We start from the raw sequence: 24,211 nt of genomic DNA on the forward strand, positions 1-24,211 counted from the left end.
ATAACGAATATTCTTAATCGTACCGGAAAGTAATGAATCTTAATATCCCGGATTTTGATAAGCTTTTATTTCTGCTTCGCTCATATTCATAGCATCAAGTTGCCCTTGAGGAATCGGACGTAAATAGAGATAGGGTTTTATATCTCTGGTTACTTTCACCGCTGTGTGGTTTCCGACTGCTGTTCCGCATATTTCATAAGATGCAGCTATTTCGCTCCATGTCTGAGTGCGTACAAGGTCGTGCCAGCGATAACCTTCGCCGAAAAATTCACGAGAACGTTCTTCCAGAATGTACTCTATAGTAATTGTCGTAGGAGTGGCTGCAGTCATAGCTGCGCTGTTGTCCTGGGCTTTTGCTGCATTTCCATTATTGCTCCAACGCCATACTCCGGCACGGGCACGCAATACATTTACCAGTTCTCGGGCACTTTTTCCTGCCTTAACGGTAGCTCCTTTTACCGCGGCTTCTGCAGCGATAAGATACAGTTCCGAGAATTTAGCAACAGGGAAAGGACGTGTAATACCTCCATTTGGCTGCCCTAGTCCTGTTCCGTTATCGGTACGGTAAGTTCCTATCTTCCATAGATTAGGGTATGCATACCGGCTTATGCCTTTTGGTGATATTACATAATCGGCACGTCCCGGTAATACACCTGCTCCGATATTGCTCTTATAAACGGAATTGGAATAATCAATAGAACCGCTTGGCTCATCATCAAGGAAAGTAAGTACAGCGTCTCCCGGATATACTTTCAGCCCGTTGGCATTGTATAGAAATTCGTTTTTGACACCGCCTTTATTCCAGTTTCCACGGAATGACGTAACAAATGTTCCGTCGTATCTGGAGTCGTTTGTTTTATCTGCGAATGTTTTGGTTACAACATCAATGGTCGGAGCCATACATTTCCATGGACGTCCGTAGGCTTGAGCAGCTTCACGTTGAACAGAACGGATTTTATCTCCCGACCAATCTGCGTTTTGAGCACTTTCAACAAATGTATAATCCCATGTAACCATCCATGCTGCAAAGTTTCCGGGAGAAGAACCTGTATTGTAAGAGTGGCTCGATCCATCGTAATATTCGCTCGATTCTGTATGGTCTGCATATAGCAGCATTTCTTTATTACGGTCGTTTTGAGCCAGATTCACATCATAAAATGTTGTCTGAAGACCATATGATCCAGGATTCTCAATAGCTGTAGTGGCTATATCGTATGCTTGCTGGAAGTACCATTTGGCATCGTGCCCATCCGGATCGGTTCTTGTTGTTTCGGGATAGGTTGGTATGTTTTTAGGATTTTCAAGCCACCAGCCGTAAGTCAGATACGCTTTTGATAGAAATAACCGGGCTGTTGTTTTTGTAACTCCTCCCGTAATACGGCCGCTTTCGGGCAGATCGTTTATTGCTGTAATCAGGTCGGGGAATATTGCTTTGGTATATACCTCCGGGACAGTGTTACGGACGGAAGATCTGGATGTGGATGTGTTGAACTTCAATTCACCCGATCCTAAATCCAACGGCACACCGCCAAAAGTCTGAACCAGCATAAAATAATAGAATGAACGGAAGAAACGGGCTTCGGCTATCAGCGAATTTGGTATCTCCTCTACAGCTGCGGCATTTTCTATAATTCCGCTGGCGGTATTGATATTGTTATATGAGTTGCCCCACAAAACATCCGAACGGCTGCTGCTGGCTGTCAAAGATCCTACACCCGAAAGGTCTGCATCTTTGTAATTACCGTCTGCCCCGTGGCCGTAAGTGTATTCATCAGTGCCTGTTTCGCAGATGTTAAGCCAGTAGCCATTACCATAAATGTAACGCAATCCGGCGTATAGAGATGTGACTCCACCTGTAACACCGTCTTTTGTTTTAAAGTAATCGGGGGTGAAGATACCTCGGGGTTCTTCGTCCAGCACATCGGAGCATCCAATAAAAAAAGATGCTAAAAGTATTGTTGCAATATATTTTTTTATATCTATTCGTTTCATAATGATCTTTTTTTAGAATGTTACATTTAAGCCGATCAGGTAGTTTCTTGTGGCCGGAGTGTTAGTCCCGATAACAAGCAGACGTTCCTTGTATGATGCTACTGCTTGGTTTTCGTCTCCATAAGAGTTTGTTTCAGGATCCATACCCGATTCGTCATGATATGGAGAGAACAGTACAAACGGATTCTGAACCGTAGCATATACTCTTAGTTTTGTAACACCTAGTTTTTTTGTCAGATCCGGTTTAAAATCATAACCCAGCGTTATCGTGCGTACTTTTAGGTACGAAGCATCAAAATAACCGAGTGTGCTGCCATATTTCGGATTATTGCTGCTTTCTATTCCTCCGGGTTTAGGATATTTTGCTCCGGTATTTTCGGGTGTCCAATAATCAACTTTCACATTGTTTCGGCGTCCGGTAAGCATATTGAGGTATCCGGCGGATGAATAGAGGGTACTGATCAGCTTACCTCCACTTTTGAATGCTCCTACTATGCTCAGATCGAATCCTTTGTATCCTACACGAGTGTTGAATCCTCCCTGAAAGTCGGGATTCACGTCTATGATCTGTCTGTCGTCTGCATTGATTTGTCTTACAGGCGAACCATCTGCATTGTATTCTCCCGTATATTTTACTTTTATCATACCTGCATTACCACCCGGTTCGAGAATGTCACGGTATTTGTCGCTTTCCTGCCATAGACCAACTTTTTCGTAGTCGTATATAACATCGATAGGATGACCTACAAACCACCAGTTATTTTCGTCTCTTGTTTGTCCCGAAGCTAATGATACCAGCTTGTTTTTATTGGCATATAAGTTTACTCCCAGATCCCATGTCCATCCGTTGAGGTTGTCGAGAATAGTTCCGTTCAGAGAAAGTTCAAACCCTTTGTTCTGCGATTTACCTACATTAGCCATGTAGCTGCCTACTCCTGATGTAGAAGGAAGATTGACACTCAGTAAAAGGTCTTTTGTATTCTGTACATAGTATTCGACTGTACCGGATAGCCTGTTGTTGAATAGAGAGAAATCAAGTCCGTAATTCCATGTTTCGGAATACTCCCATCCCAAAGATGGATTTGGTAATTCCGATACATAATATCCAACAGAGTTGGTATCTCCGAAGTTGTATGGGCGCGTTCCTAGAAGTCCTAATGTTTTATAAGAAGGAACCGATTGATTGGATGTTTGTCCGTATCCAACTCTTACTTTCAGGTTGTCGAGCCAGTTTACGTTTTCCATGAATGATTCTTTCTGTATATTCCATCCGGCTGAAACAGCAGGATAAGTGTGCCATTTATGTCCGGGAGCCAAACGTGATGATCCGTCCGATCTGAAAGCTACGCTTAGCATATAACGGTCGTCATACGAATACATGGCACGTCCCATCCACGATGTAAGTCCGCTTTTATAATACCCTTGATAATCGGGGTTTACTACTATTTCTTTAGTCGCATGTCCTAAATTATAGAATTGGAATGCATCCGAAGGGATACCTGTGGCAGACATATGAGAACTATTATAGCTTGTTTCTTCTGCCGAGTACAACGCAACTACATTAAGCGAGTGTTTTTCTGCGAAAGTGCGGTCGTAAGTCAGCAGGTTCTCTACAGTCCATTGAGTTGTATGAGAATTAGATATAGCTGCTGATGAAGGGTTGTCGGGAGTGGAGTTGAATACGCCTTCTCCGGTATAGTTTCCAGTGTTGTTCTGGCGGTAGTTCAGTCCGATATTTATTTTGTATTTTAATCCCTCAACTCCCGGTATCTTAGTTTCTCCATAGATCGTGTTGTATGATCCGAAAGCTCTTGTCTGGTCTATCCATTTGTCCCCTAGTGCATCCACAGTTGCTCTGGAATATACCCAATGCTCGTCGTTAGACATTTTTACTGTTCTTTTCCATGTTCCATCAGCGTTATACGGATTAGATATGGGGGTTGTACTCAGGGTGGTGTATACTCCGAGATTTCCACCGTTAGATACCGCATAGTTATTGTTGGTGATAAATCCGAACTTCAGATATTTGCCAACTTCCTGATCCAAAGTCCCACGCATAGAATAGCGGGTGTAATTCTGACTTGGAAGCAATGATTCGTCACGATAGTATCCTACGCCAAAGTTATAACTGCCTTTTTCAGTTCCGCCTAAAACACTTAAGTCGTGATTGGTTACCATGCTGTTTTTATATAGCAGGTCTTGCCAGTCGGTATTTACATCGTTGTCTTCGTCTACTCCATTCTGAAACTTATTGGCGTATTCACGGAGTTTTACGAATTCGTCGCTGTTCATCATCGGATATTTCGCAAAAAGAGTTTTTAAGCCTACATATCCGTTGTACGAAACTTGAGCTTTTGCTCCTACCAGACCTTTGTTGGTAGTGATAAGTAATACCCCGTTGGCTCCACGAGAACCATAGATGGCTGTAGCAGAAGCATCTTTCAGGATGTCGATACTTTTAATGTCATTTGGATTGATATCGCTCATTGATCCGGCGAAAGGGATTCCGTCCAATACGATCAAGGGGTCGTTACTTGCGTTAAGCGAGCGTGTTCCACGGATACGGATCTGCATCGAAGATCCCGGTTTTGATGATGTCTGAGACATATCTACCCCGGCAATACGTCCTTGCAATGCCTGAGTGATATCAGATGCCGGAACTTCCCGTATAGCTTCATTTTTGATAGAGGCTACCGATCCGGTTACGGCTTCTTTACGCTGTACGCCATACCCTACAACGACCACTTCGCCTAGTAGTTGAGTATCTTCTTCGAGTATGATCGATAAAGATGTTTTGCCCGCAACACTAACGGTTTGTGTTCTGTACCCCATAAATGAGATCGTGAGTGTTGCTTTGGGTGATACTTTTAATGTGAAATTTCCATCGAGGTCGGCTATTATGCCGTTACTTGTACCCGTTTCGGTGATACTTGCCCCTACAACAGGCTCTCCTGATACGTCTTTAATTACTCCCTTTATTGTAACCGTCTGCGACATTGCCAGCAAAGGGATAAAGGACATCAGAATAATTAAGGTAACAATTCTGTAATTGATGATTTGTTTTTTCATAAAATCATAGGTTAAAAAATTAATTGTCTTTTTAGATAAACCAGTTTTGCTTTATAGACAGGTGAATCTTTTTTGATGAAAACAGTATTCTCTGTTTCTAACGAGGTCAGCTTACCGATTAGGATTTAAGATTAAGCAGTTTCGATTAATAGTCAGTCTTGATCAGTCTATAATATAAGGCTGAGGGTTTTGTTTCCGTATTATGGTTGATGTGAATTCATGTTGATAGAATGATTACCGGATATAAGGCTGTGAAATACAAAAGGAATTTTCATAGTTTAAATTAGATTAATGGATATAGATTTTGAAACGGATATAACTGAATGTAAAATTATCAGAATAAGTATTCTTTCGATATTGCTCATGTAACATATATTGTTTTTGGTGTAACATATCTTTTGATTTTGTAACATATTTAGTTGCGTGTGTTTCATTCGGGAAGTGGAAGCCGCTGTTTGTCTTTATTTATCAATTGTGGCATGTCGGTTATTTTCGAATTTATCTATACAGAAAGAGTAATAATACCTCCTGCTTAAAAAGTGTTCTTTGAAATCAATTATAAGCAAACACTGTCACAGAAGCTGATTGAAATGAAAAAGGGGGGTATTCGAAAGTTTGCATTGAGTTTGTAACCTTTGTAACCTTTTTCAAAGAACTGAAAAATGAAGAATTAAAAATACCCATTGATTACTGTTTATTGATAATTATTCATTAATCCAGTTGCTTTTGTAACCTTTTCGAATTAAATGTTTGAAAAACAGGATTTAGATTGTCTCTTCTTAATGTTGATAGATTAGACCGGAATATATCAAAAAGAAGAAATGTTCGTTAAAAGATTAAAAAACTTACCAAATGCACGGAAAATGCTGTCAGGTACGGAAATAAGTGTTAATTTTATAACCTTAATAAAATATTCATTTATTATAATTATAAACCATGGAAACTAGTGTCATTGTAGAAAAATTTAAATCCCTATTCGGAGAAGGTGGACAAATATATACATCTCCCGGTCGTATTAATCTAATTGGAGAGCACACCGATTACAATGGAGGATTCGTTCTTCCCGGGGCTATTGATAAAGCAATGTATTGCGTAATCAAACCTAACGGAACAGAAGACAGAGTTAGAGCTTATGCTTTAGACCTCGAAGAAATGGACGAATTCGGCTTGGATGATATTCCGATCAAACAATGGGGCAAATATATATTCGGCGTTTGTCATGAAATGATGAAACGTGGAGCAACAGCCATCAAAGGGTTTGATTGTGTCTTTGCCGGTGATGTTCCTCTGGGTGCAGGTATGTCTTCTTCTGCAGCATTGGAGAGTTGTTTCGGATTTGCACTGAACGATATGTATAATCTGGGTTTTGACCGTTTCGAATTGGCGAAAATAGGACAGGCTACCGAGCACAACTATGTAGGAGTGAAGTGTGGTATCATGGATCAGTTTGCGTCTTGTTTCGGTAAAGAAGGTTCTTTGATCCGTTTGGACTGCCGTTCATTGGAGTACGAATACATCCCTTTCAATCCTAAAGGTTACCGTTTGGTTTTGATCAATACTTGCGTTGCTCACGAATTAGCTTCTTCGGCATATAACAAACGCCGTGAGTCTTGCGAAAACGCAGCGTCTTACATACGTAAATATCATCCAGAAGTAGAATTGTTGAGAGATGCTACTTTGGATATGTTGAAAGAAGTTGCTAACGAAGTAAGTGCCGAAGATTATATGCGTGCTGAATTCGTTATCGAAGAAATACATCGTATGGGTGAGGCGTGTGATGCATTGAAACGTGGAGACTACGAAACTGTAGGTAAGAAAATGTACGAAACACACATCGGGCTGAGCCGTAAATACGAAGTTAGCTGCGAGGAATTGGATTTCTTGAATGATGTGGCACGTCAGTGTGGCGTTTCGGGTTCACGTGTTATGGGCGGTGGTTTCGGAGGATGTACCATCAACCTTGTAAAAGACGAATTACATGACGGTTTCATTAAACGTGCGACTGAAAGTTACGAGCAGAAATTCCGCATCAAACCTAAAGTGTATGATGTAGTTATCAAAGATGGTGCTCGTAAACTATAATAGATAAAAGAGGCTGAAGTCCGGTTGATAGACGGCTGGTCTTGAGTAATAAATTTTATTTATGAAAGAGAATGTAAATATGTAAATATTTGCTACTTTTGTTTCAGAAATAAAGCTCTCTGTGGGTAGAACTTGTTTTATTCGGCAGAGAGCTTCTTTTTCAAAATAATTCTAAATAATTAGTAATAGCAAGTATTTAATGACCTGTTTCAGAGATATAACTCTCTTTCGTTGTTATGCTTGGTGAATTAATAAATAGGTCTAAGATCTTAAAAGTATAATTGTATGTACAACTGGTTTGAATGTAAAGTGTCTTATGAGAAAACAATGGAGAACGGGACTCAGAAAAAAGTAACCGAACCTTATCTGGTAGACGCTTTATCATTTACAGAAGCCGAAGCCCGTATCATAGAAGAATTGAAGCCTTATATCGCCGGTGAATTTACCATTGCTGATATTAAGCGGGCTAAACTGGCAGAGCTTTTCTTTAATGAAAACGGAGATCGCTATTTCAAAGCGAAAATTTACTTCATCACCCTTGATGAAAAAAGCGGTACTGAGAAGAAAACGGCAGCACAAATGCTTGCTCAGGCTTGTGATATCAGAGAGGCTTTGGAAGTAGTAGAAAAAGGTATGGTAGGTACTATGGCCGATTATACAATTGCGTCATTGACTGAAACAGCATTGATGGATGTCTTCCCTTATTCGACAGATGATAAAGGCAAGATAGACTACAAGAAAGAAGAGTAAGATCTCTAACTTTTTTGTTCTATAATCTGAGAAGTTGGACAGATATAGGCTGCTGCGAATCAGAAATATATATATAAGAAAATGAGTGTTGCGAAAAATTTAGATAGGATAAAGAGTCAATTGCCTGAAAATGTAACTCTGGTAGCTGTGTCTAAATTTCATCCGAAAGAAGCTTTAGAGGAAGCTTATAATGCCGGTCAGCGGATTTTTGGAGAGAGTCGGGTTCAGGAGCTTGACGGTAAAGTTAAAGATTTGTCATCCGATATACAATGGCATCTGATAGGGCATCTGCAAACCAATAAAGTCAAATTTATTGTTCCCTACATCGATACGATACAAAGTGTTGATAGCTGGAAAATATTATTTGAAATAAATAAGTATGCTGAGCAAGCCGGACGAAATATAAAGTGCCTGCTTGAAATAAAAATAGCACAGGAGGATTCTAAATTCGGATTGAGTTTTGACGATTGTCGAACTTTGTTGAGAGATCAGAATTGGAAAGCTCTGCGATATGTACGGATTTGCGGACTGATGGGTATGGCAAGCCTGACTGATGACGAAGTCCAGATTCGAAAAGAGTTTAAGTCTTTAAAATCTTTCTCGGATGAACTGAAGTCTTCATTCTTTTCCGATAATCCGGAATTTTGCGAAATATCGATGGGTATGTCGCACGACTATAAAATAGCAGTAGAAGAAGGTGCCACCATTGTGAGGGTGGGGACATCTATTTTCGGAGAAAGGGAGTATTGAGTACTGAACTTTTTATCTATGGTTAAGTAAGAGTAAATACAACTGGTAGTTGTCATATAGATGAATTACCATTTAAATATTGATAATACGTCATCGAGGGTATACCTGGTGAGAATATTTTATCGCATTATGAACATACAACAGTTAGAGTATATTATTGCAGTAGACAATCATCGTCATTTTGCAAAGGCTGCAGAGGCGTCATTTGTGACTCAACCTACTTTGAGTATGATGATTCAAAAGCTGGAAGACGAATTGAGCGTAAAGATATTTGATCGCAGCCAGCTGCCCGTACAGCCGACTCCGATCGGTGTGCAGATTATCAATCAAGCTCGGGTGATTGTATCTCAGGTAAAGCAGATAAAAGAGATAATTCAGGAAGAGAAAGGCATTGTGAAGGGTACTTTCAAATTAGGAATTATCCCTACAATCGCTCCTTATCTTTTGCCTAAGCTGATGTTGATGCATGAGGAAAATGGCTATGATATAGAGCTTGTCATTGAAGAGACAACAACAGGTCAAATTATAGACCGCCTGTTGAACGGGTCTTTGGATGGAGCTATTTTAGCGACTCCTCTTAAGAATGAAAAGCTAAAAGAGCATCCCATATATTACGAACGCTTCTATGCGTATGTTTCTCCTCGCGAGACTTCCTTGTATGCAAAGAAGGAATTGGACGAAGAAGATTTGAATATAAATAAACTTTGGCTGCTGGAAGAGGTGCACTGTTTCAGAAGTCAGATATTGAGAATATGTAACCTGCGAAAACGTAAGAGTTCTCATACTTTGTTTACATATGAGGCCGGAAGTATTAATACGCTTATAAACATTGTGGATAATAACAGCGGATTGACTATTATTCCGGAAATGGCTATTGAGCAGCTCAACGAAAAGCAAAAACAGAATATACGTCCATTAAAAGATATATGCCCTGTGCGTGAGATAAGCCTTGTTACCCGCAAAGAATTCCTGAGGGAACGTGTTTTGGGTATAATTATAGATGAGGTGAAAAAGGCTGTGCCTCCTGCATTACTGAATCAGGATCTGAAAAAATTTGTAGTAGATATTTGATCTGCTGCTAAAGATATAGATATGAGAGAGGGAAGCTGTAAACAGTTTCCCTTTTTTTCTTGTTATAACCGAGAACACACGATTAAATCTGCAATGTTATGACTGAAATAAGACTGAAGCGAGTGTATGACGAGTTCGACGAAAGTGATGGTTACCGCATCCTGATAGATCGCTTATGGCCAAGAGGCATAAAAAAGGAGAGTCTCAAACTCGATTTATGGGATAAAGATATAGCTCCGTCTACCGAATTGAGGAAATGGTTCCACTCTGATCAAAGTGGTAACTGGAATGAATTTGTTGTTCGTTATATCGCAGAACTCAGAGCTACTAATGCCCTTCCGGAGCTTGTTGAAAATATTAGGGGAAAGAAAACCATTACTTTGCTATATGGAGCCAAAGATCCGGAGCATAATCAAGCTGTTGTGCTTAAAGACGAATTGAAGAAAAGGGTTGACCCTGTATAGAGTTATCGCAACCTTTTCTTCTCGAATACCCTTTTCGATATAAGGATATAAATAATGCTGCTTAACACACATAAACCTGAAGCTACAAGGAACAGTGTTTCGAAAGAATATATCCCCGATATATATCCGCCGACAAGCATACCGAGGGCTAGTCCCAAATCAAAACCTACGAGGTAGGTCGAGTTTGCTGTACCTCTCTGGTTGTTTTCCGCCATATTGATATATAGGGTTTGTAAAGCCGGAAACATCATTCCGAATCCGATACCGATAAATAGCCCGGAGATGCAAAAAGCGGCGATATTATGTATCAGTGCAAAACCAAAGAATGATGCTGCGACAATAAGCATTGAGGATGTATTTACCAGATGGATATGTCCTTTGTCAACCATTTTGCCGGAGAATATACGGGAGACAATAATTCCGCCGGCCCAAAACAGAAAGAATATTCCGGCATTCGGTATTGATATCTCTTTACCATATTGGGCAACAAACGGTCCTATTGTACCCCATGCAAAACTCGGCAGTAGTTGATTGAGGAAAATAGGCCATGCAGGAATCAAGAAGAATCGGTCGAAAGAAAGCTTCTGACGTTCTACTTTAGGTCGTTGAGGAGCTTTGATCAGTATTACTGCGATAATACCTAATATGCCCATGGATATGGCCCAATATAGCAATGTCTGGAAGCTATATGTTTGGTAGATATGTATAGCGATAAAAGGTCCTATAGCCATTGCTACATTCATAAAAGTGCCGTAATAACCGATCCCTTCGGCTCTGCGTTCGGAAGGAACAAGGTCTATCGCCAGCGTGCTGGAAGATACTGTGGATAATCCCCACATGACCCCGTGCATAAACCGCACAATGACGAATATAAGGATTGCAGTAGCATAGAAATATCCTACGAATATAGCTACATAACAGATGAAACTAAGCAGCAGCACTTTTTTTCTGGAGTATAGATCGACAATATAACCTGAGAATGGACGAATAATAAGTATAGCTATTGCATAAGATGCTAAAACGATACCGGTTTTAGTTTGAGGAACTCCCAGTTTTTCCGTTATATAGAGAGGTATAGAAGGCATCAGCAGGTTAAACGAGCATGCCATCAGAAAGTTTGCAATACATACATTAAGATATCCCCATGTCCAAAGTCTGGGGGGCGAATTAGTCTCCATTATTGTACATCTATTTAAGGTCGCAGACCTATTTGTTGTTTTAGCAAGTATAATAATCTTAGTTCGTTATAACTTGGAAATATATGGTTATATGCCTTTGTTTACTTAATTGGCTGGCAAAGAGTATTCTGTGATCAAACCTATAAATACAATGCTTTGTCGCTTATTTTATCTTTACTATATAAGTGAATATAAAAGACCATAAATGCTCTAACAACTAATCATACGTTTTGTTTGCTACCGAAGTGCGAAGATAAATAATAAATAGGTCTGAAACTTTAAAAGATGTACTTTTGTAAAAAATCTGAATTTATATGCAAGCAGCTCTTTATCTTATACCTGTTACTCTGGGAGAGACGGAAATAGATCCGGTATTACCATCCTACAACAGAGAAGTAATACTTGATATTAAGTATTTTATTGTGGAAAATATAAGATCGGCACGTCGTTTTCTAAAAAAGACAGAGCCGACAATTAATATTGATGAACTGACTTTTTTCGAACTGAATAAACATACTAACCGGGATATGCTGGAACAATATCTTGAACCTTTGGAAAGAGGCTTTTCCGTTGGAGTTATTTCTGAGGCAGGCTGTCCGGCTATCGCTGATCCGGGAGCTGATGTCGTCGCTATAGCTCAGCGTAAAAAGATGAAGGTTGTCCCGTTAGTAGGTCCGTCTTCTATTTTAATGGCTCTGATGGCTTCGGGTTTTAATGGACAAAGTTTTGCCTTTCATGGATATCTGCCTATTGATGGATCTGAGCGGATCAAGAAGATCAAACAATTAGAGCAGCGGATATTCAGTGAAGACCAGACTCAGATATTTATTGAAACTCCGTATCGTAATACCAAGCTGATAGAAGACTTTATTAAAACTTGTGGTTCTTCGACTAAATTGTGTGTTGCTATGAATATTACATGTGAAGAAGAATATATCAGAACTTTACCCGTAAAAAGCTGGGCAAAGCATATTTCGGAGATAGGTAAATATCCTTGTATATTCTTGATTTATAAATGATATTTGTGAAATTTAGTTTGTCTTTTTGGTTGGTTTGTTTAATTTTTCATTGTCAAAATAATATTTTAAGTCGAATATTATTTCTTTTTGTAAAAATATATCTATATTTGCATTCATAAATGATACTTAAAAATTGAGAGTTGTGAAAAAGATTGAAGCAATTATTCGTAAATCGAAATTTCAGGAAGTAAGAGAAGCATTACGTGAAGCCGATATTGATTTTCTATCTTGGTGGGAAGTAAAGGGGCAGGGTGATGCTAAGCAGGGTCTTATCTTTCGGGGTATCGCTTATGATATAAATGCAATAGAGCGCATTCATTTGTCATTTGTAGTTCGGGACATTAATGTAGATAAGTCTATTGATGCGATATTGAAATCTGCTTATACAGGAGAAAGTGGAGATGGACGCATTTTTGTTTCAGAAATAGAACAGTCTATCCGAATAAGGACGGGCGAAAGAGGGGATGAGTCTTTGTATAATAAATAGCAAAGTATAATAAAAAGGTCACCGGCCTTATTTTGAGTTAATTAAGGTAGTGTTGTTTTAGGTGTGTATAAGAGTATTAGGGCATATGGACGGTTGTATTTATTGGTTAGGTTTATGTTTATGAAGGTTCAATAAGGTATTTGCAAGGTTCGCTTAATCTTTTTATCACAGCCCGAAGTATTCCCGAAATACTCATTTTATTAGGTTATATGTTTAGTATAGGCAAGTTTCTCAGTTTGGAATTTTGATCGGTTACTGTTTTTGGTAAACTACGAAGCTATGATCATATTGGTTTTTCTCATCAGCCTTATTCTCTGTACGTGAGATCTCTTTCCATACATTTGTGTCTATTTTAGGAAAGAATGTATCGGCCTCTTCGAAAGCATGATAGATATAAGTTATATATAATTCGTCCGAGCTATCCAAACAATCATTATATAATGTAGCTCCTCCCATGATGAAGACTTTGTCTTCTCCCTCAATCGCTTTCTTGACCTCAGCTAATGTCGAAAATACTTCGCATTTATCTAGTTTTAACCCCTCCTTTCGACTTAACACTATATTGCGTCGATTGGGTAATGCCCCATTGGGAAGGGATTCGTATGTCTTGCGTCCCATTATGACAGTATGCCCTAGAGTTGTTGTTTTGAAGTATTTCAGATCATTTGGAAGATGGCAAAGCATCTGGTTATCCTTACCTATGGCATTATTTTCGTCAATAGCGACTATCATTGATATTTTTGTCATTCTTCCTTTAGTTAAATTTCTTAGCTTCTTCCCAAAGAGTATCCATTTCCGCTAATGTCATATCCTTCAGATTTCGACCTTGTTCTTTAGCTTTCTGTTCAATGTAATTGAATCGTTTGATAAATTTTTGGTTGGTACGTTCGAGCGCATTATCCGGATTTACCTTATACAGACGAGATGCATTGATCAGGCTGAAAAACAAGTCGCCGAATTCGGCTTCCATTTTGTCAGGGTTCATTTGTGAGATTTCAGTTTCAACTTCATTGATCTCCTCTTTCACTTTTGTCCAAACATCCTCTTTCTGATCCCAGTCAAAACCTGCATTACGGGCTTTGTCCTGTATGCGGTGAGCTTTTGCTATCGAAGGCAATGAAGCCGGAACTCCTTCCAGAACTGTTTTATTACCACCTTTTTCTTTTAACTTGAGCTGCTCCCACGATTGTTCTACTTCTCCGGCAGTTTTAGCAGCATCGTCACCAAAAACATGAGGATGTCTGTATATCAGTTTGTCGCAAAGAGAATTGCAAACATCTGCTATATCGAAAGCCTCTTTCTCTTGCCCGATCTGCGAATAAAAGACAATATGAAGAAGCACATCTCCCAATTCCTTCTTTATCTCCTGATTATCGTTTTTGATAATAGCTTCGCAAAGCTCGTAGGTTTCCTCTATTGTATTTGTGCGTAAGCTTTCGTTCGTTTGTTTGGCATCCCATGGGCATTTAACCCGTAGCTCATCCATAATATCAAGTAAACGACCGAAAGCCTCTAGTTTTTGTTCTCTAGTATTCATTTTTTTTCTTTTCCAAAGTTGTCTAGTCCTGTTTTCAGAAATTTCAGGTATTTATCAACATCTTCATCATAAGCGTATGATGGCCCGATAGGTTTGCCTTCATTGTCAAGTAATACGTAATACGGCTGAGAGTTTGTCCCGAACTTATGGCGTTGCAGGTAACTCCATTTGTCGCCAATAGTTTTGAGTTTGGATGTTTTACCGTTTTCTTCTACTTCGATTATTTCGGGCAGCTTTTCTTTATCATCAACCATCAGGGTTATTAATACGTAATCGTTTTCGAGAGAATGTTTAACCCTTGGATCTGTCCATACAGATGCTTCCATCTTCCGGCAGTTAACACAGCCATAGCCGGAGAAGTCTATCATTACAGGCTTATTATTCTTAAGTGCATATTGCATACCCGCTTCGTAATCATCAAATTTGGCATGAACGGTGCCGTCATATAAATTAAAGTCCTGAGTGAAATGTGGCGGAGTGAAGGCACTTACAGCTTTTAGCGGTGCGCCCCATAATCCCGGAACAAGGTAGACCGAAAATGATAGAGATATAATAGCTAAAAATAAGCGGAAGACCGAAATGCTTTTCAGATCACTATCGTGGGCAAACTTAAGTTTACCAAGAAGATATAAGCCAAGAAGAGCAAATATGACAACCCACAGAACGATAAATACTTCACGGTCTAAGATTCCCCATTTGTAAGCAAGATCTGCAACCGAAAGGAATTTCAATGCTAAAGCAAGTTCCAGAAATCCTAAAACTACTTTTACGGAGTTTAGCCAACCTCCCGATTTAGGCATATTCTCAAGCCACGATGGAAATATTGCAAACAAGGAGAAGGGTATAGCCAGCGCAACTGCAAATCCGAGCATACCGACTGCAGGAGCAACCATACTGCCTGAACCTGCTGCCTGAACAAGTAGTGTTCCTATGATAGGTCCTGTACATGAGAATGATACTAATGCAAGTGTAAATGCCATGAAAAATATGCTGACTATTCCGGTTGTCGAATCAGCTTTCTGATCCATTTTGTTTGTCCATGACGATGGGAGAACTATCTCAAATGCCCCTAAGAACGAGATGGCGAAAACAATGAGCAACGCAAAGAATATCAGATTGAATATGGCACTTGTCGATAAATCATTTAAAGCACTAGCTCCGAATATACCGGTTATAAGTAATCCTAAAGCAACATATATTATTATGATACCAATACCATAAGTTAGTGCGTCTTTAATAGCCTTACCTCTGTTTTTCTTACTTCGTTTCAGAAAGAAACTTACAGTCATGGGAATCATCGGCCATACACAAGGGGTAAGCAATGCAAGTAAACCACCACCGAATCCGGCTATAAATATCCAAAGCAGAGATTGGTTGGAAGTATCACCTACCGCTCCAAATCCTTTGACTTCCTCTATAACAGGTTTCCATAGTGTGGCTTTATCCACAGGTGTTGCATTTTCTGAGATTTGTGCCTGACTTGTTGTATCTGTTATATTTGTAGATATAGAATCAGAGGTTGCGTCTGCTGCCGTGCTTGCTGTTCCCGAAGCATTAAGCGTTGCAGGCAGGTCTCTGCTTGAGAAACTAAATTCGACCGGTATAGGAGGTGTACATTCTCTGTCATTACAAGCTTGAGCCCGTATATCTCCTTTTAATGAAAATTTCGCCTTATCGGAGACTTTGAATCTTTGGATAAAGGTTGCGGACTTTTCAAAAAAGCCGATTTCCATTTCAAATACTTTATCGAATTCACGGTGCGCTTTCGTGTTGGCATGAAACTTTCCAACGGCAGTTGCCCCTTTGACCTCATCTATGGAGATACCCGTAGGATAGGGGCCTCCATCCGGAATTTGGGTGTCATACAAATGCCATCCCGCACTAATAACAGCATCAGCTACTAATTCTATTTCACCATTGCCTTTGTCTTCTATTTTGAATTTCCAGTTGACAGGATTCTGGGCAAAAGTTGTACCGACCCAAAGTGATAAAAATGCTATCACTGCAAATACACTTCTTTTCATAAGCTTTATCTATACTGAACCTTAAGTTATCGAAACTACAAAGGTAATAAATGCTGTAATACCATTCTGATAATTAACTATTATTGTTATTATTTTTTATGCGAATTGTTTATCAATTATTGATTGGTCTTTGTGATTTTTTTGTCTTTGCTGTTTTTCAGTTTTTTATAACTGAAAAGGTAACAAAAGTAACATTGAATTTGTGACTTTTTATGTATGTATTTTTTCTTGATTTATATCATTGTAGCATGATCTTATTTCCTCATTATTATAATTATGTTTTTTCGTTATAGATAAAAAAGCAATACTAATTTCATGGTTTTGTTTTGATTGTGCGTTGAGAGGTGAATTTTTTCTTAAAAAGGACTATATTTGTATTCTTATGCAGATGAAATATTAGTGGCTGCTTAAAAATTAAATATTCGACACATTACGAATGTATTAGGGGAATAAATACTACTAATAGCAAAAAAGTTTTATAAAACATGAGGATATCAATTGTCAGTCCTGTGTACAGAGCTGAAAAGATAATACCGTTGTTGGTTGACAGGATAGAAAATTCTGTAAAACATATAACGGAAGACTATGAGATAATCTTGGTGGATGATTTTAGCCCGGACAACTCTTGGGGGAGTATCGAAGCGTGTGCAAAGAATAATCCCAAGGTGAAAGGTATAAAATTGAGCCGAAACTTTGGTCAGCATAAAACAATAACAGCAGGATTGGATCAGGCTACCGGAGATTGGATTGTAGTTATGGACTGCGATTTACAGGATCAACCTGAGGAAATTATAAAATTATATAATAAAGCCTTAGAAGGATACAGTATTATTTTAGGGAAAAGAACAAATCGACAAGATAATTTTGTTAAAAAAAGATTCTCTTTCTTATTTTACAAGACATTGTCTTATTTAACAGGAGTTAAACAAGATTCTACTATAGCTAATTTCGGTATATATCACAAAGATGCTATAAATGTAATCCGTTCGATGCGTGAATCCATTCGATATTTTCCGACCATGGTAAATTGGATTGGATTTAAAAAGACTTCCATTGATATAGCTCATTCCGCCAGACAGGAAGGGCAATCTACTTATAATATGAAAAAGCTATTTAATTTAGCTCTGGATATTATTCTGGCTTATTCAGACAAACCTATACGGTTAACAATTAAGGCGGGTGTTTTGATATCCGCCATGTCTATATTGTTTGCTTTGTTTGTTTTTATTCGGTGGTGCTTGGGGTATATCGATGTATTAGGTTACGCAAGTCTGATGATATCTATCTGGTTTCTGTTTGGATTTACGATAGCTACTTTGGGCGTTGTCGGATTATATGTCGGGAAAATATTTGAAGAAACTAAGCAGAGACCATTGTATATAGTTGAAAAAAAAATAAACTATGATTAGATTACGGCTTTTGGGGTATAAAGGTTACTTTGTTTTATCCAATATTTTAAGATATTCGGCATTCATTGACGATGTTGTTATAGCTTGTGATAAGAATGTCCAGGATGATTATTACGAGGAAATTAAACGTTTGTGTATTGACAATAATATATCATACTATGATAGAACTAACGAGCCGGAGTGCAATTCAGTCTATTCTATTGCCATCGGATGGCGTTGGTTGTCATCAGATAAGAATGCTCGGATAATCGTTTTTCATGACTCTTTATTGCCCAGATATAGAGGGTTTAACCCTCTTGTGACCGCTCTTATTAATGGAGATAGTTATGTTGGCGTTACATGCTTGTTAGGTTCTGGCGAGTATGATAGGGGAGCTATAATCAGCCAGCGCAGAATGAAAGTGGACTACCCTGCTAAAATTCAAAATATTATAGAGAATATTTCTCCTCTCTATTTAGATTTAATGATCGATTTTCTGAATAAAATAGAGAAAAAACAGCCGATACGAGGAGAAGAGCAAGACGAACAACTTGCAACATATAGTTTGTGGAGGGATCAATCGGATTACTATATCGATTGGGCTTGGGATGCTGATAAAATTAAACGGCATATTGATGCTGTTGGGTATCCTTATGCAGGAGCCAAAACGTTATTGGACGATCAGGAACTAATAATAAAAGAAGCGAGTATTGTAGATGATGTCAAAATCGAAAATCGAAAAATAGGAAAGATTATTTTTAAAAGAGAAAACGGGTTGGTTATTGTTTGCGGCAAAGGACTTTTGTTAGTAAAAGATTTCTATACATCAAATAATGAATTATTTAATTACGAAAATAAATTTCGGCTAAAATTCAGGTAATGAGTTATAATATACCATTTAATAAGCCTTACCTCACAGGCAAAGAAGCACACTACATATATCAGGCTGTTTTTACCGGAAAGCTTTCCGGTAACGGTATATTCACACAGAAGTGCCAATCTTTCTTAGGATATCGCTATGGGTTCAGCAAATGTCTGCTGACTACTTCTTGTACGGATGCCCTGGAAATGGCGGCCATTTTAATAAATACTCAGCCGGGAGATGAGATTATAATGCCTTCATATACATTTGTCAGTACCGCGAATGCTTTTATATTGAGAGGAGCAAAGATTATTTTCGCCGATTCTATGGATACGAATCCTAATCTCGATGCAGAAAAAATAGAGGCTCTTATTACGTCTAAGACAAAAGCAATAGTTCCGGTTCATTACGCCGGATGTGCCTGTGATATGGACAAAATTATGCAATTGTCTCGAAAATATAACCTGTATGTGATCGAAGACGCTGCTCAAGCTATTGATAATTATTATATCGGGGTGGATGGTATTAAAAGACCTTTAGGGTCTATTGGACATTTGGCTGCTTTCTCTTTTCATGAAACTAAGAATATTATTTCCGGAGAGGGAGGGATGCTCGTTGTAAATGACAAACAGTTTGAAGAAAGAGCTGAAATTATTTGGGAAAAAGGTACTAACCGTTCGGCTTTTTTCAGAGGAGAGGTCGATAAATACGGGTGGGTAGATATGGGTAGCTCTTATCTTCCATCTGAGATTGTAGCTGCATTTTTGTGGGCGCAGTTGGAAAATATGCAAGATATACAAGACAAAAGACTCAAAATATGGAATCTTTACTACGAAGGTCTTAAAGGCTTTGCTGCTGCAAATAATATAAAACTGCCCTTGATTCCCGAATATTCTACGAACAATGCTCATATGTTTTACCTTGTGTGTGAAAGTCTCGAACAACGTTCGGCAATCATTTCTTATCTTAAATCGAAAGGTATTTTGAGCGTATTTCATTATTTAAGTCTTCATTCCAGTCCGTTTTACAAGGATAAACATGACGGGCGTGTATTGCCAGAGTGCGATAAATATTCAGATACCCTTGTTCGTTTGCCCTTTTACTATGAATTGGATGATGAAAATATTGAAACTATAGTGAAAGCTGTAATCGAATCAGTTGGCTGATGAATAATGATAAGTTTTGGAAATATCTGAACAATGAAAGACTATTGCTGTTCTTCGGAGTTTTAATCATATCAATCGTATTTCTCCCTTATTTATACTGGGGAGAAAGTACACCTGTTAGGGTACATGATAATCTTGATTCGAATATTGTTTGGGTGAAAATTTTAAAGGATGCTAATGCTTTGTTTGCTCCGCCTAACGATGTTGTTGAGTCCGTAATGGATGGCTTACCTCGTTCTTCGTTGCATGCTAGTTATGATATCAGTTTGCTTCCTTTTGGTCTGTTAGATATGTTCTGGGGATATGTCCTCAATAAATATCTGATGGCAATTATCGGTTTTGTGGGCATGTATTTGCTCCTTAAAAGATATTTCTTAAAAGAGGAAATTCCCTTATATATCCCTATTTATGTTGCAATACTATTTGCGTTATTGCCTTTCTGGTCTTTTTCAGCATCGGTTTCAGGGCTGCCATTAGTCTTTTATGCTCTATTGAATATTCGGAATAAAAAGCGAGCGATTTCAGATTGGCTTATACTGCTGTTATACGGATTTTATTCGTCGTTGGTCTTAACCGGATTTTTCGTATTATTACTGTTTTCTTTTATTTTAATATTCGATTTTTTTAGAAAGAAAAAGATAAACTGGTATTTATTCGGAGGTATACTTTTTCTTAGTTCCATTTATGTATTGAGTAATATTCCTTTATTTCTTTCATTTTGGATTGATTCCGATTATCACTCTCATCGACTGGAGTTTAAATATCCGGATCTTTTATCTGCAAAAGAAACTTTGATATTTATAATTGATACAATTTATAAAGAAACCGGAGCCCATCATGTTGTTAGTTGCCAGTATTATATACTCATATTGGTTGTGGTTGTGTTGTTTCTGATGATAAAACGACGGCAAATAGATCGATATTTTATCATCATATTGATGTTTATTTTTATTAGTTCTTTATTATCTGGGATTTATGAGTGGAGTGCTTTTGCTGATCTGAGGACTATTTTTATACAGAAATTTCCTCTCAATTTATCACGTATAAATTGGCTGCACCCGATGTGCTGGTATATTTTGTTTGGTATATCATTGAGTTATATATATAAGTCAGTGAAAAAATGGGGAAATGTAATAGTCTGTTGTATTTTGATTGTCCAATCAGGTATTGTTCTCAACAATCTGGAGTATCGGCAGACCTTCTCACAATCGGGATTCTCAGGCTTTTTTGCTGAGGACCAATTTAAAGATATCAGATCTTATATAGGAAAAGATGTTTCTGCTTATAGGGTAATAAGTATAGGAATACATCCGTCCATTGCTCAATATAATGGATTTTGGACATTAGATGGTTATTTTGCGAACTATCCATTGGAATATAAGCACAAATTTTACAACGTAATAGAACCTGAAATATCAAAAGATAAGGAGTTGAATGATTATTTTGTTGATTGGGGGTCACGTTGTTATGCATTTTCTTCCGAATTGGGTAGAAATCTGAGTATCGATAATCGATCAGAAATAGAGCATCTGGACTATAACTTTAATAAATTAAAAGAGATGAACGGGCAGTATATAATATCTGCTATAAAAATAAACGAAACGAATAACCACAGATTAAAATTATTGAAAGTATTTAATAATTATACATCCTCTAATTGGACAATATATCTATATCAGGTTATATAACATAACAGAAAAACTAAAGAGACGGGTTCAATATATAATTGAACCCGTCTCTTTAGTTTTAGGCGATATAAATTATCTTTCAAATTGAATATCCACAGACTGCAAATCAGAATCTTTAGATGATTTTCCGATCAGCAGTTCAAAATCACCTGATGGAGCATCTAACGATTGAGTCTTTTCGTTCCACCAAACCAGTTGCTTTCCTGATAACTCGAATTTGACATTTTCGGTTTGACCCTTGTCTATATTTACTCGCTTGAAGGCGCGAAGTGTTTTTGTAGGGCCATCAGCATCTCCTTTCTTTTTCAGATATACTTGTACTACTTCATCTCCGGGCATTTGTCCTGTATTAGTAACCGGAATAATCAGCGTAACCATTTCTCCACTTTTCTGTGATGTTCTTTCTACTTTAGCTTGTCCGTATTTGAATGTTGTATAACTTAATCCGAATCCGAAAGGGAAAAGAGGATCTTCTTTCATATACCGATAGGTACGTCCTGTCATATTATAGTCCTCGAAATCGGGCAGCTGTGCTGTGTTTTTGTAGAATGTAACGGGTAAACGCCCTGCTGGATTGTATTTTCCGAATAAAACATCGGCTACGGCTTGCCCTCCTGCCTGTCCCGGATACCATGCCTGAAGTATAGCATCGCAGTTTTCTATTTCTGCAACCAGTCCGATAGGGGAGCCCGAACAATTAACAAAAATGACTTTCTTTCCGGCTTCCTTTAATGCCTTGATAAATTCTCGTTGAATAGACGGCAGTTCTATGTCGGTGCGGTCTCCTCCCCTAAATCCGGGAAAATCGACACCCATTTCTTCTCCTTCTAATGATGGAGATATACCTCCGGCAAAGATTACAATATCAGCATTCTTTACTTTATCAATCGATTTCTTTATGTCGGCATCTTCTCTGATTCCCAGATCAAAATTGAGCTGAGCATCACTGTTGAAGAATCTGTAGGCTATTTCAATATTGTATTTTTCTCCGGCTTTTACCTCCATGCTGTAAGTATCTTTGCGACTACCGTGTCTGTTGGCAAAATCTTTGACTTTAACTCCATTGATATACAGATCAATGTATCCGTAGGCATAAAAATCGAAGATAACTTCTCCGCTTTTATCGGGAGTAAATGTCCCTGTATATTTTGCTGAAAAATCAGTCAGGTTTACTTCCGGAGCAAACACGGTTGCCCCCGATGTACAAAAACGGAAGGGTGTGGTAATTTGTTCAGTTGTTACAGGTGTCCCTGAGAAATCGACATTATTCCAATAACGAGCAGTGAATCCTTTTCCTTTTTCGTTGGAGCATTGATCAAATACGCTTCTTATAATGGTGTTTTCAACCAGATTGCATCCTTGTTCGTAGATGAGATTTCCTTTGTTTGACAGAGCCGAGCGTATACCATCCAGAATGGTTATCGTACGGGGAGGGGTTCCGTTGTAATTTCCCCATTGCATAACAGAATCATTGGCATTCGGGCCCATTACCGCAACCGAAATATTGTTTTTTAATGGCAATATATTGTTCTTATTGAGCAGCAAAGTCATCGATTTACGAGCCATATCAAGGGCTATATCGTTATGCTGCTTGGATGCTACTACCGAATAAGGTATATTTGACCACACAACATCTTTATTATTATCCATTTCTCCTAACTCGAAGCGAGCCTTTAGTAAACGTTTTACTGATACGTCGAGATCAGATTCATTTATATATCCTTTCTTTACACTCTCGATAAGAGCTTCGTAACTCGAACCGCAATCGAGATCCGTACCGCTTAATACTCCTTCGGCGGAAGCTGTTGCCGGATCTGAATGCGTTTCGTGCGCTCCCTTTCTGTAGAAATCGGCTATAGCTCCGCAGTCGGCAACAACGATTCCATCGAAGCCCCACTTCTCACGTAAAATCCGGCTTAGCAAACGGTAACTGCCGCAACAGGGTTCATCTTCGAATCGGTTGTATGCACACATTACTTCCCTTACATTTGCATCTTTTACAAGGGCTTCAAAGGCAGGGAGATATGTTTCGTACAGATCACGGGGCTTAATATCTTTAGCGTTGAAAGAATGTCTGTTCCATTCCGGACCCGAGTGCACAGCAAAGTGTTTAGCACAAGCGTGTATTTTGTCGTATTTTCCATCTTTAGGGCCTTGTAATCCGTTTACTGCAGCAACTCCCATAATACTTGTTAGATAAGGGTCTTCGCCATACGTTTCTATACCCCGTCCCCAGCGTGGATCTCTGAAGATATTTATGGTAGGTGTCCACATCGTTAAGCCTTGATATCGGGCATAACTGTTTTCCGATGAGTAACGGGTATGTTTTGCCCGTGCTTCGTCCGATACGGCATTGAATACTCCGAAAACAGCATCGTTGTCAAAGGTTGCTGCCATTCCTATGGGCTGGGGGAATACAGTAGCTAAGCCTGCTCTGGCAACACCGTGTAAAGCCTCATTCCACCAGTTGTATGGCTTGATTCCTAATCGTTCTATCGGTTTTGATGCATCTTGCATGAGTGAAACTTTCTCTTCAAGCGTAAGCCGTTTGATGAGGTCATCCACTCGTTGGTCAAAACTTAGTGCCGGATTTTTATAGGCTTCATTCTGTGCATTGAGACACAACGGCAGTATCAATGCGATAACAATAGGTATTGCTTTTGTGAATATATTGTTTTTCATGC

At 38.7% G+C, this 24,211-nt stretch carries 18 protein-coding genes; 11 read left to right on the forward strand and 7 right to left on the reverse strand.

The window, feature by feature from the left end; translation table 11 throughout:
- Positions 1-39: 39 nt before the first annotated feature.
- The gene (locus K322_RS0106050; protein WP_026626085.1) at positions 40-1,992 is read right to left on the reverse strand and encodes a RagB/SusD family nutrient uptake outer membrane protein; all 1,953 of its coding nucleotides are present in this window, start codon (positions 1,990-1,992) and stop codon (positions 40-42) included.
- Between the two features lie 12 nt (positions 1,993-2,004).
- A complete protein-coding gene (locus tag K322_RS0106055; protein WP_026626086.1) occupies positions 2,005-5,061 on the reverse strand; it encodes a SusC/RagA family TonB-linked outer membrane protein in 3,057 nt (1,018 codons plus the stop codon).
- A gap of 936 nt (positions 5,062-5,997) precedes the next feature.
- Between K322_RS0106055 and galK the strand changes: the two genes are divergently transcribed.
- The 5 genes from galK to K322_RS0106080 all read left to right on the forward strand — a co-directional run bounded on the left by galK (position 5,998) and on the right by K322_RS0106080 (position 10,178).
- Positions 5,998-7,143, forward strand: coding sequence for a galactokinase (gene galK / locus K322_RS0106060; RefSeq protein WP_026626087.1), 1,146 nt, complete (start codon positions 5,998-6,000; stop codon positions 7,141-7,143).
- A gap of 285 nt (positions 7,144-7,428) precedes the next feature.
- Positions 7,429-7,893, forward strand: a complete 465-nt coding sequence (locus K322_RS0106065) for a DUF4494 domain-containing protein (protein WP_026626088.1) — start codon at positions 7,429-7,431, stop codon at positions 7,891-7,893.
- Positions 7,894-7,974: 81 nt separating this feature from the next.
- Positions 7,975-8,643 carry a YggS family pyridoxal phosphate-dependent enzyme gene (locus K322_RS0106070; RefSeq protein ID WP_026626089.1) on the forward strand — a complete coding sequence of 223 codons (669 nt, stop codon included), beginning with the start codon at positions 7,975-7,977 and terminating at the stop codon, positions 8,641-8,643.
- Between the two features lie 129 nt (positions 8,644-8,772).
- Entirely contained in the window at positions 8,773-9,714 is a 942-nt protein-coding gene (locus tag K322_RS0106075; RefSeq protein ID WP_026626090.1) for a hydrogen peroxide-inducible genes activator, read from the forward strand.
- 98 nt (positions 9,715-9,812) lie between these two features.
- Positions 9,813-10,178: a DUF488 domain-containing protein gene (locus K322_RS0106080; RefSeq protein ID WP_026626091.1), complete on the forward strand. Its 366-nt coding sequence runs from the start codon at positions 9,813-9,815 to the stop codon at positions 10,176-10,178.
- A 2-nt stretch (positions 10,179-10,180) separates the two neighbouring features.
- On the opposite strand, the gene K322_RS0106085 is transcribed toward K322_RS0106080, so the two are convergent.
- Positions 10,181-11,356 (reverse strand): MFS transporter, encoded by a 1,176-nt coding sequence (locus K322_RS0106085; RefSeq protein ID WP_026626092.1) that lies wholly within the window; start codon positions 11,354-11,356, stop codon positions 10,181-10,183.
- A 314-nt stretch (positions 11,357-11,670) separates the two neighbouring features.
- Between K322_RS0106085 and K322_RS0106090 the strand changes: the two genes are divergently transcribed.
- Complete coding sequence (locus K322_RS0106090) at positions 11,671-12,375, forward strand: SAM-dependent methyltransferase (RefSeq protein WP_026626093.1); 705 nt, start codon at positions 11,671-11,673, stop codon at positions 12,373-12,375.
- Between the two features lie 142 nt (positions 12,376-12,517).
- Positions 12,518-12,862 (forward strand): P-II family nitrogen regulator, encoded by a 345-nt coding sequence (locus K322_RS0106100; protein ID WP_026626094.1) that lies wholly within the window; start codon positions 12,518-12,520, stop codon positions 12,860-12,862.
- Positions 12,863-13,114: 252 nt separating this feature from the next.
- Here K322_RS0106100 and K322_RS0106105 read toward each other — a convergent pair whose 3' ends face one another.
- Genes K322_RS0106105 through K322_RS0106115 form a run of 3 tightly spaced genes read right to left on the reverse strand, consistent with a single transcriptional unit; the run spans position 13,115 to position 16,423 of the window.
- A complete protein-coding gene (locus K322_RS0106105) occupies positions 13,115-13,609 on the reverse strand; it encodes a dihydrofolate reductase (RefSeq protein WP_026626095.1) in 495 nt (164 codons plus the stop codon).
- A 7-nt stretch (positions 13,610-13,616) separates the two neighbouring features.
- Positions 13,617-14,399, reverse strand: a complete 783-nt coding sequence (mazG, locus tag K322_RS0106110; protein ID WP_026626096.1) for a nucleoside triphosphate pyrophosphohydrolase — start codon at positions 14,397-14,399, stop codon at positions 13,617-13,619.
- A complete protein-coding gene (locus tag K322_RS0106115) occupies positions 14,396-16,423 on the reverse strand; it encodes a protein-disulfide reductase DsbD family protein (protein WP_026626097.1) in 2,028 nt (675 codons plus the stop codon). The genes mazG and K322_RS0106115 overlap by 4 nt, the downstream gene beginning before the upstream one ends.
- A gap of 485 nt (positions 16,424-16,908) precedes the next feature.
- On the opposite strand from K322_RS0106115, the gene K322_RS0106120 reads away from it, so the two are divergent.
- From K322_RS0106120 to K322_RS0106135, 4 genes are read left to right on the forward strand one after another with little or no spacing between them, the layout of a single operon-like run.
- Complete coding sequence (locus K322_RS0106120) at positions 16,909-17,832, forward strand: glycosyltransferase family 2 protein (protein WP_026626098.1); 924 nt, start codon at positions 16,909-16,911, stop codon at positions 17,830-17,832.
- Positions 17,825-18,691: a formyltransferase family protein gene (locus K322_RS0106125; RefSeq protein ID WP_026626099.1), complete on the forward strand. Its 867-nt coding sequence runs from the start codon at positions 17,825-17,827 to the stop codon at positions 18,689-18,691. The genes K322_RS0106120 and K322_RS0106125 overlap by 8 nt, the downstream gene beginning before the upstream one ends.
- Entirely contained in the window at positions 18,691-19,839 is a 1,149-nt protein-coding gene (gene rffA, locus K322_RS0106130) for a dTDP-4-amino-4,6-dideoxygalactose transaminase (protein WP_026626100.1), read from the forward strand. The genes K322_RS0106125 and rffA overlap by 1 nt, the downstream gene beginning before the upstream one ends.
- Positions 19,839-21,527, forward strand: coding sequence for a DUF6044 family protein (locus tag K322_RS0106135; protein ID WP_026626101.1), 1,689 nt, complete (start codon positions 19,839-19,841; stop codon positions 21,525-21,527). The genes rffA and K322_RS0106135 overlap by 1 nt, the downstream gene beginning before the upstream one ends.
- Before the next feature lie 72 nt (positions 21,528-21,599).
- Here K322_RS0106135 and xyl3A read toward each other — a convergent pair whose 3' ends face one another.
- Positions 21,600-24,209, reverse strand: coding sequence for a xylan 1,4-beta-xylosidase (xyl3A, locus tag K322_RS0106140; RefSeq protein ID WP_026626102.1), 2,610 nt, complete (start codon positions 24,207-24,209; stop codon positions 21,600-21,602).
- Between the last annotated feature and the right edge of the window lie 2 nt (positions 24,210-24,211).

Origin of the sequence: Indolivaga capnocytophagoides DSM 22835 (genome assembly GCF_000426485.1) — a bacterium.
Taxonomy (GTDB): Bacteria; Bacteroidota; Bacteroidia; order Bacteroidales; family Dysgonomonadaceae; genus Dysgonomonas_A; species Dysgonomonas_A capnocytophagoides.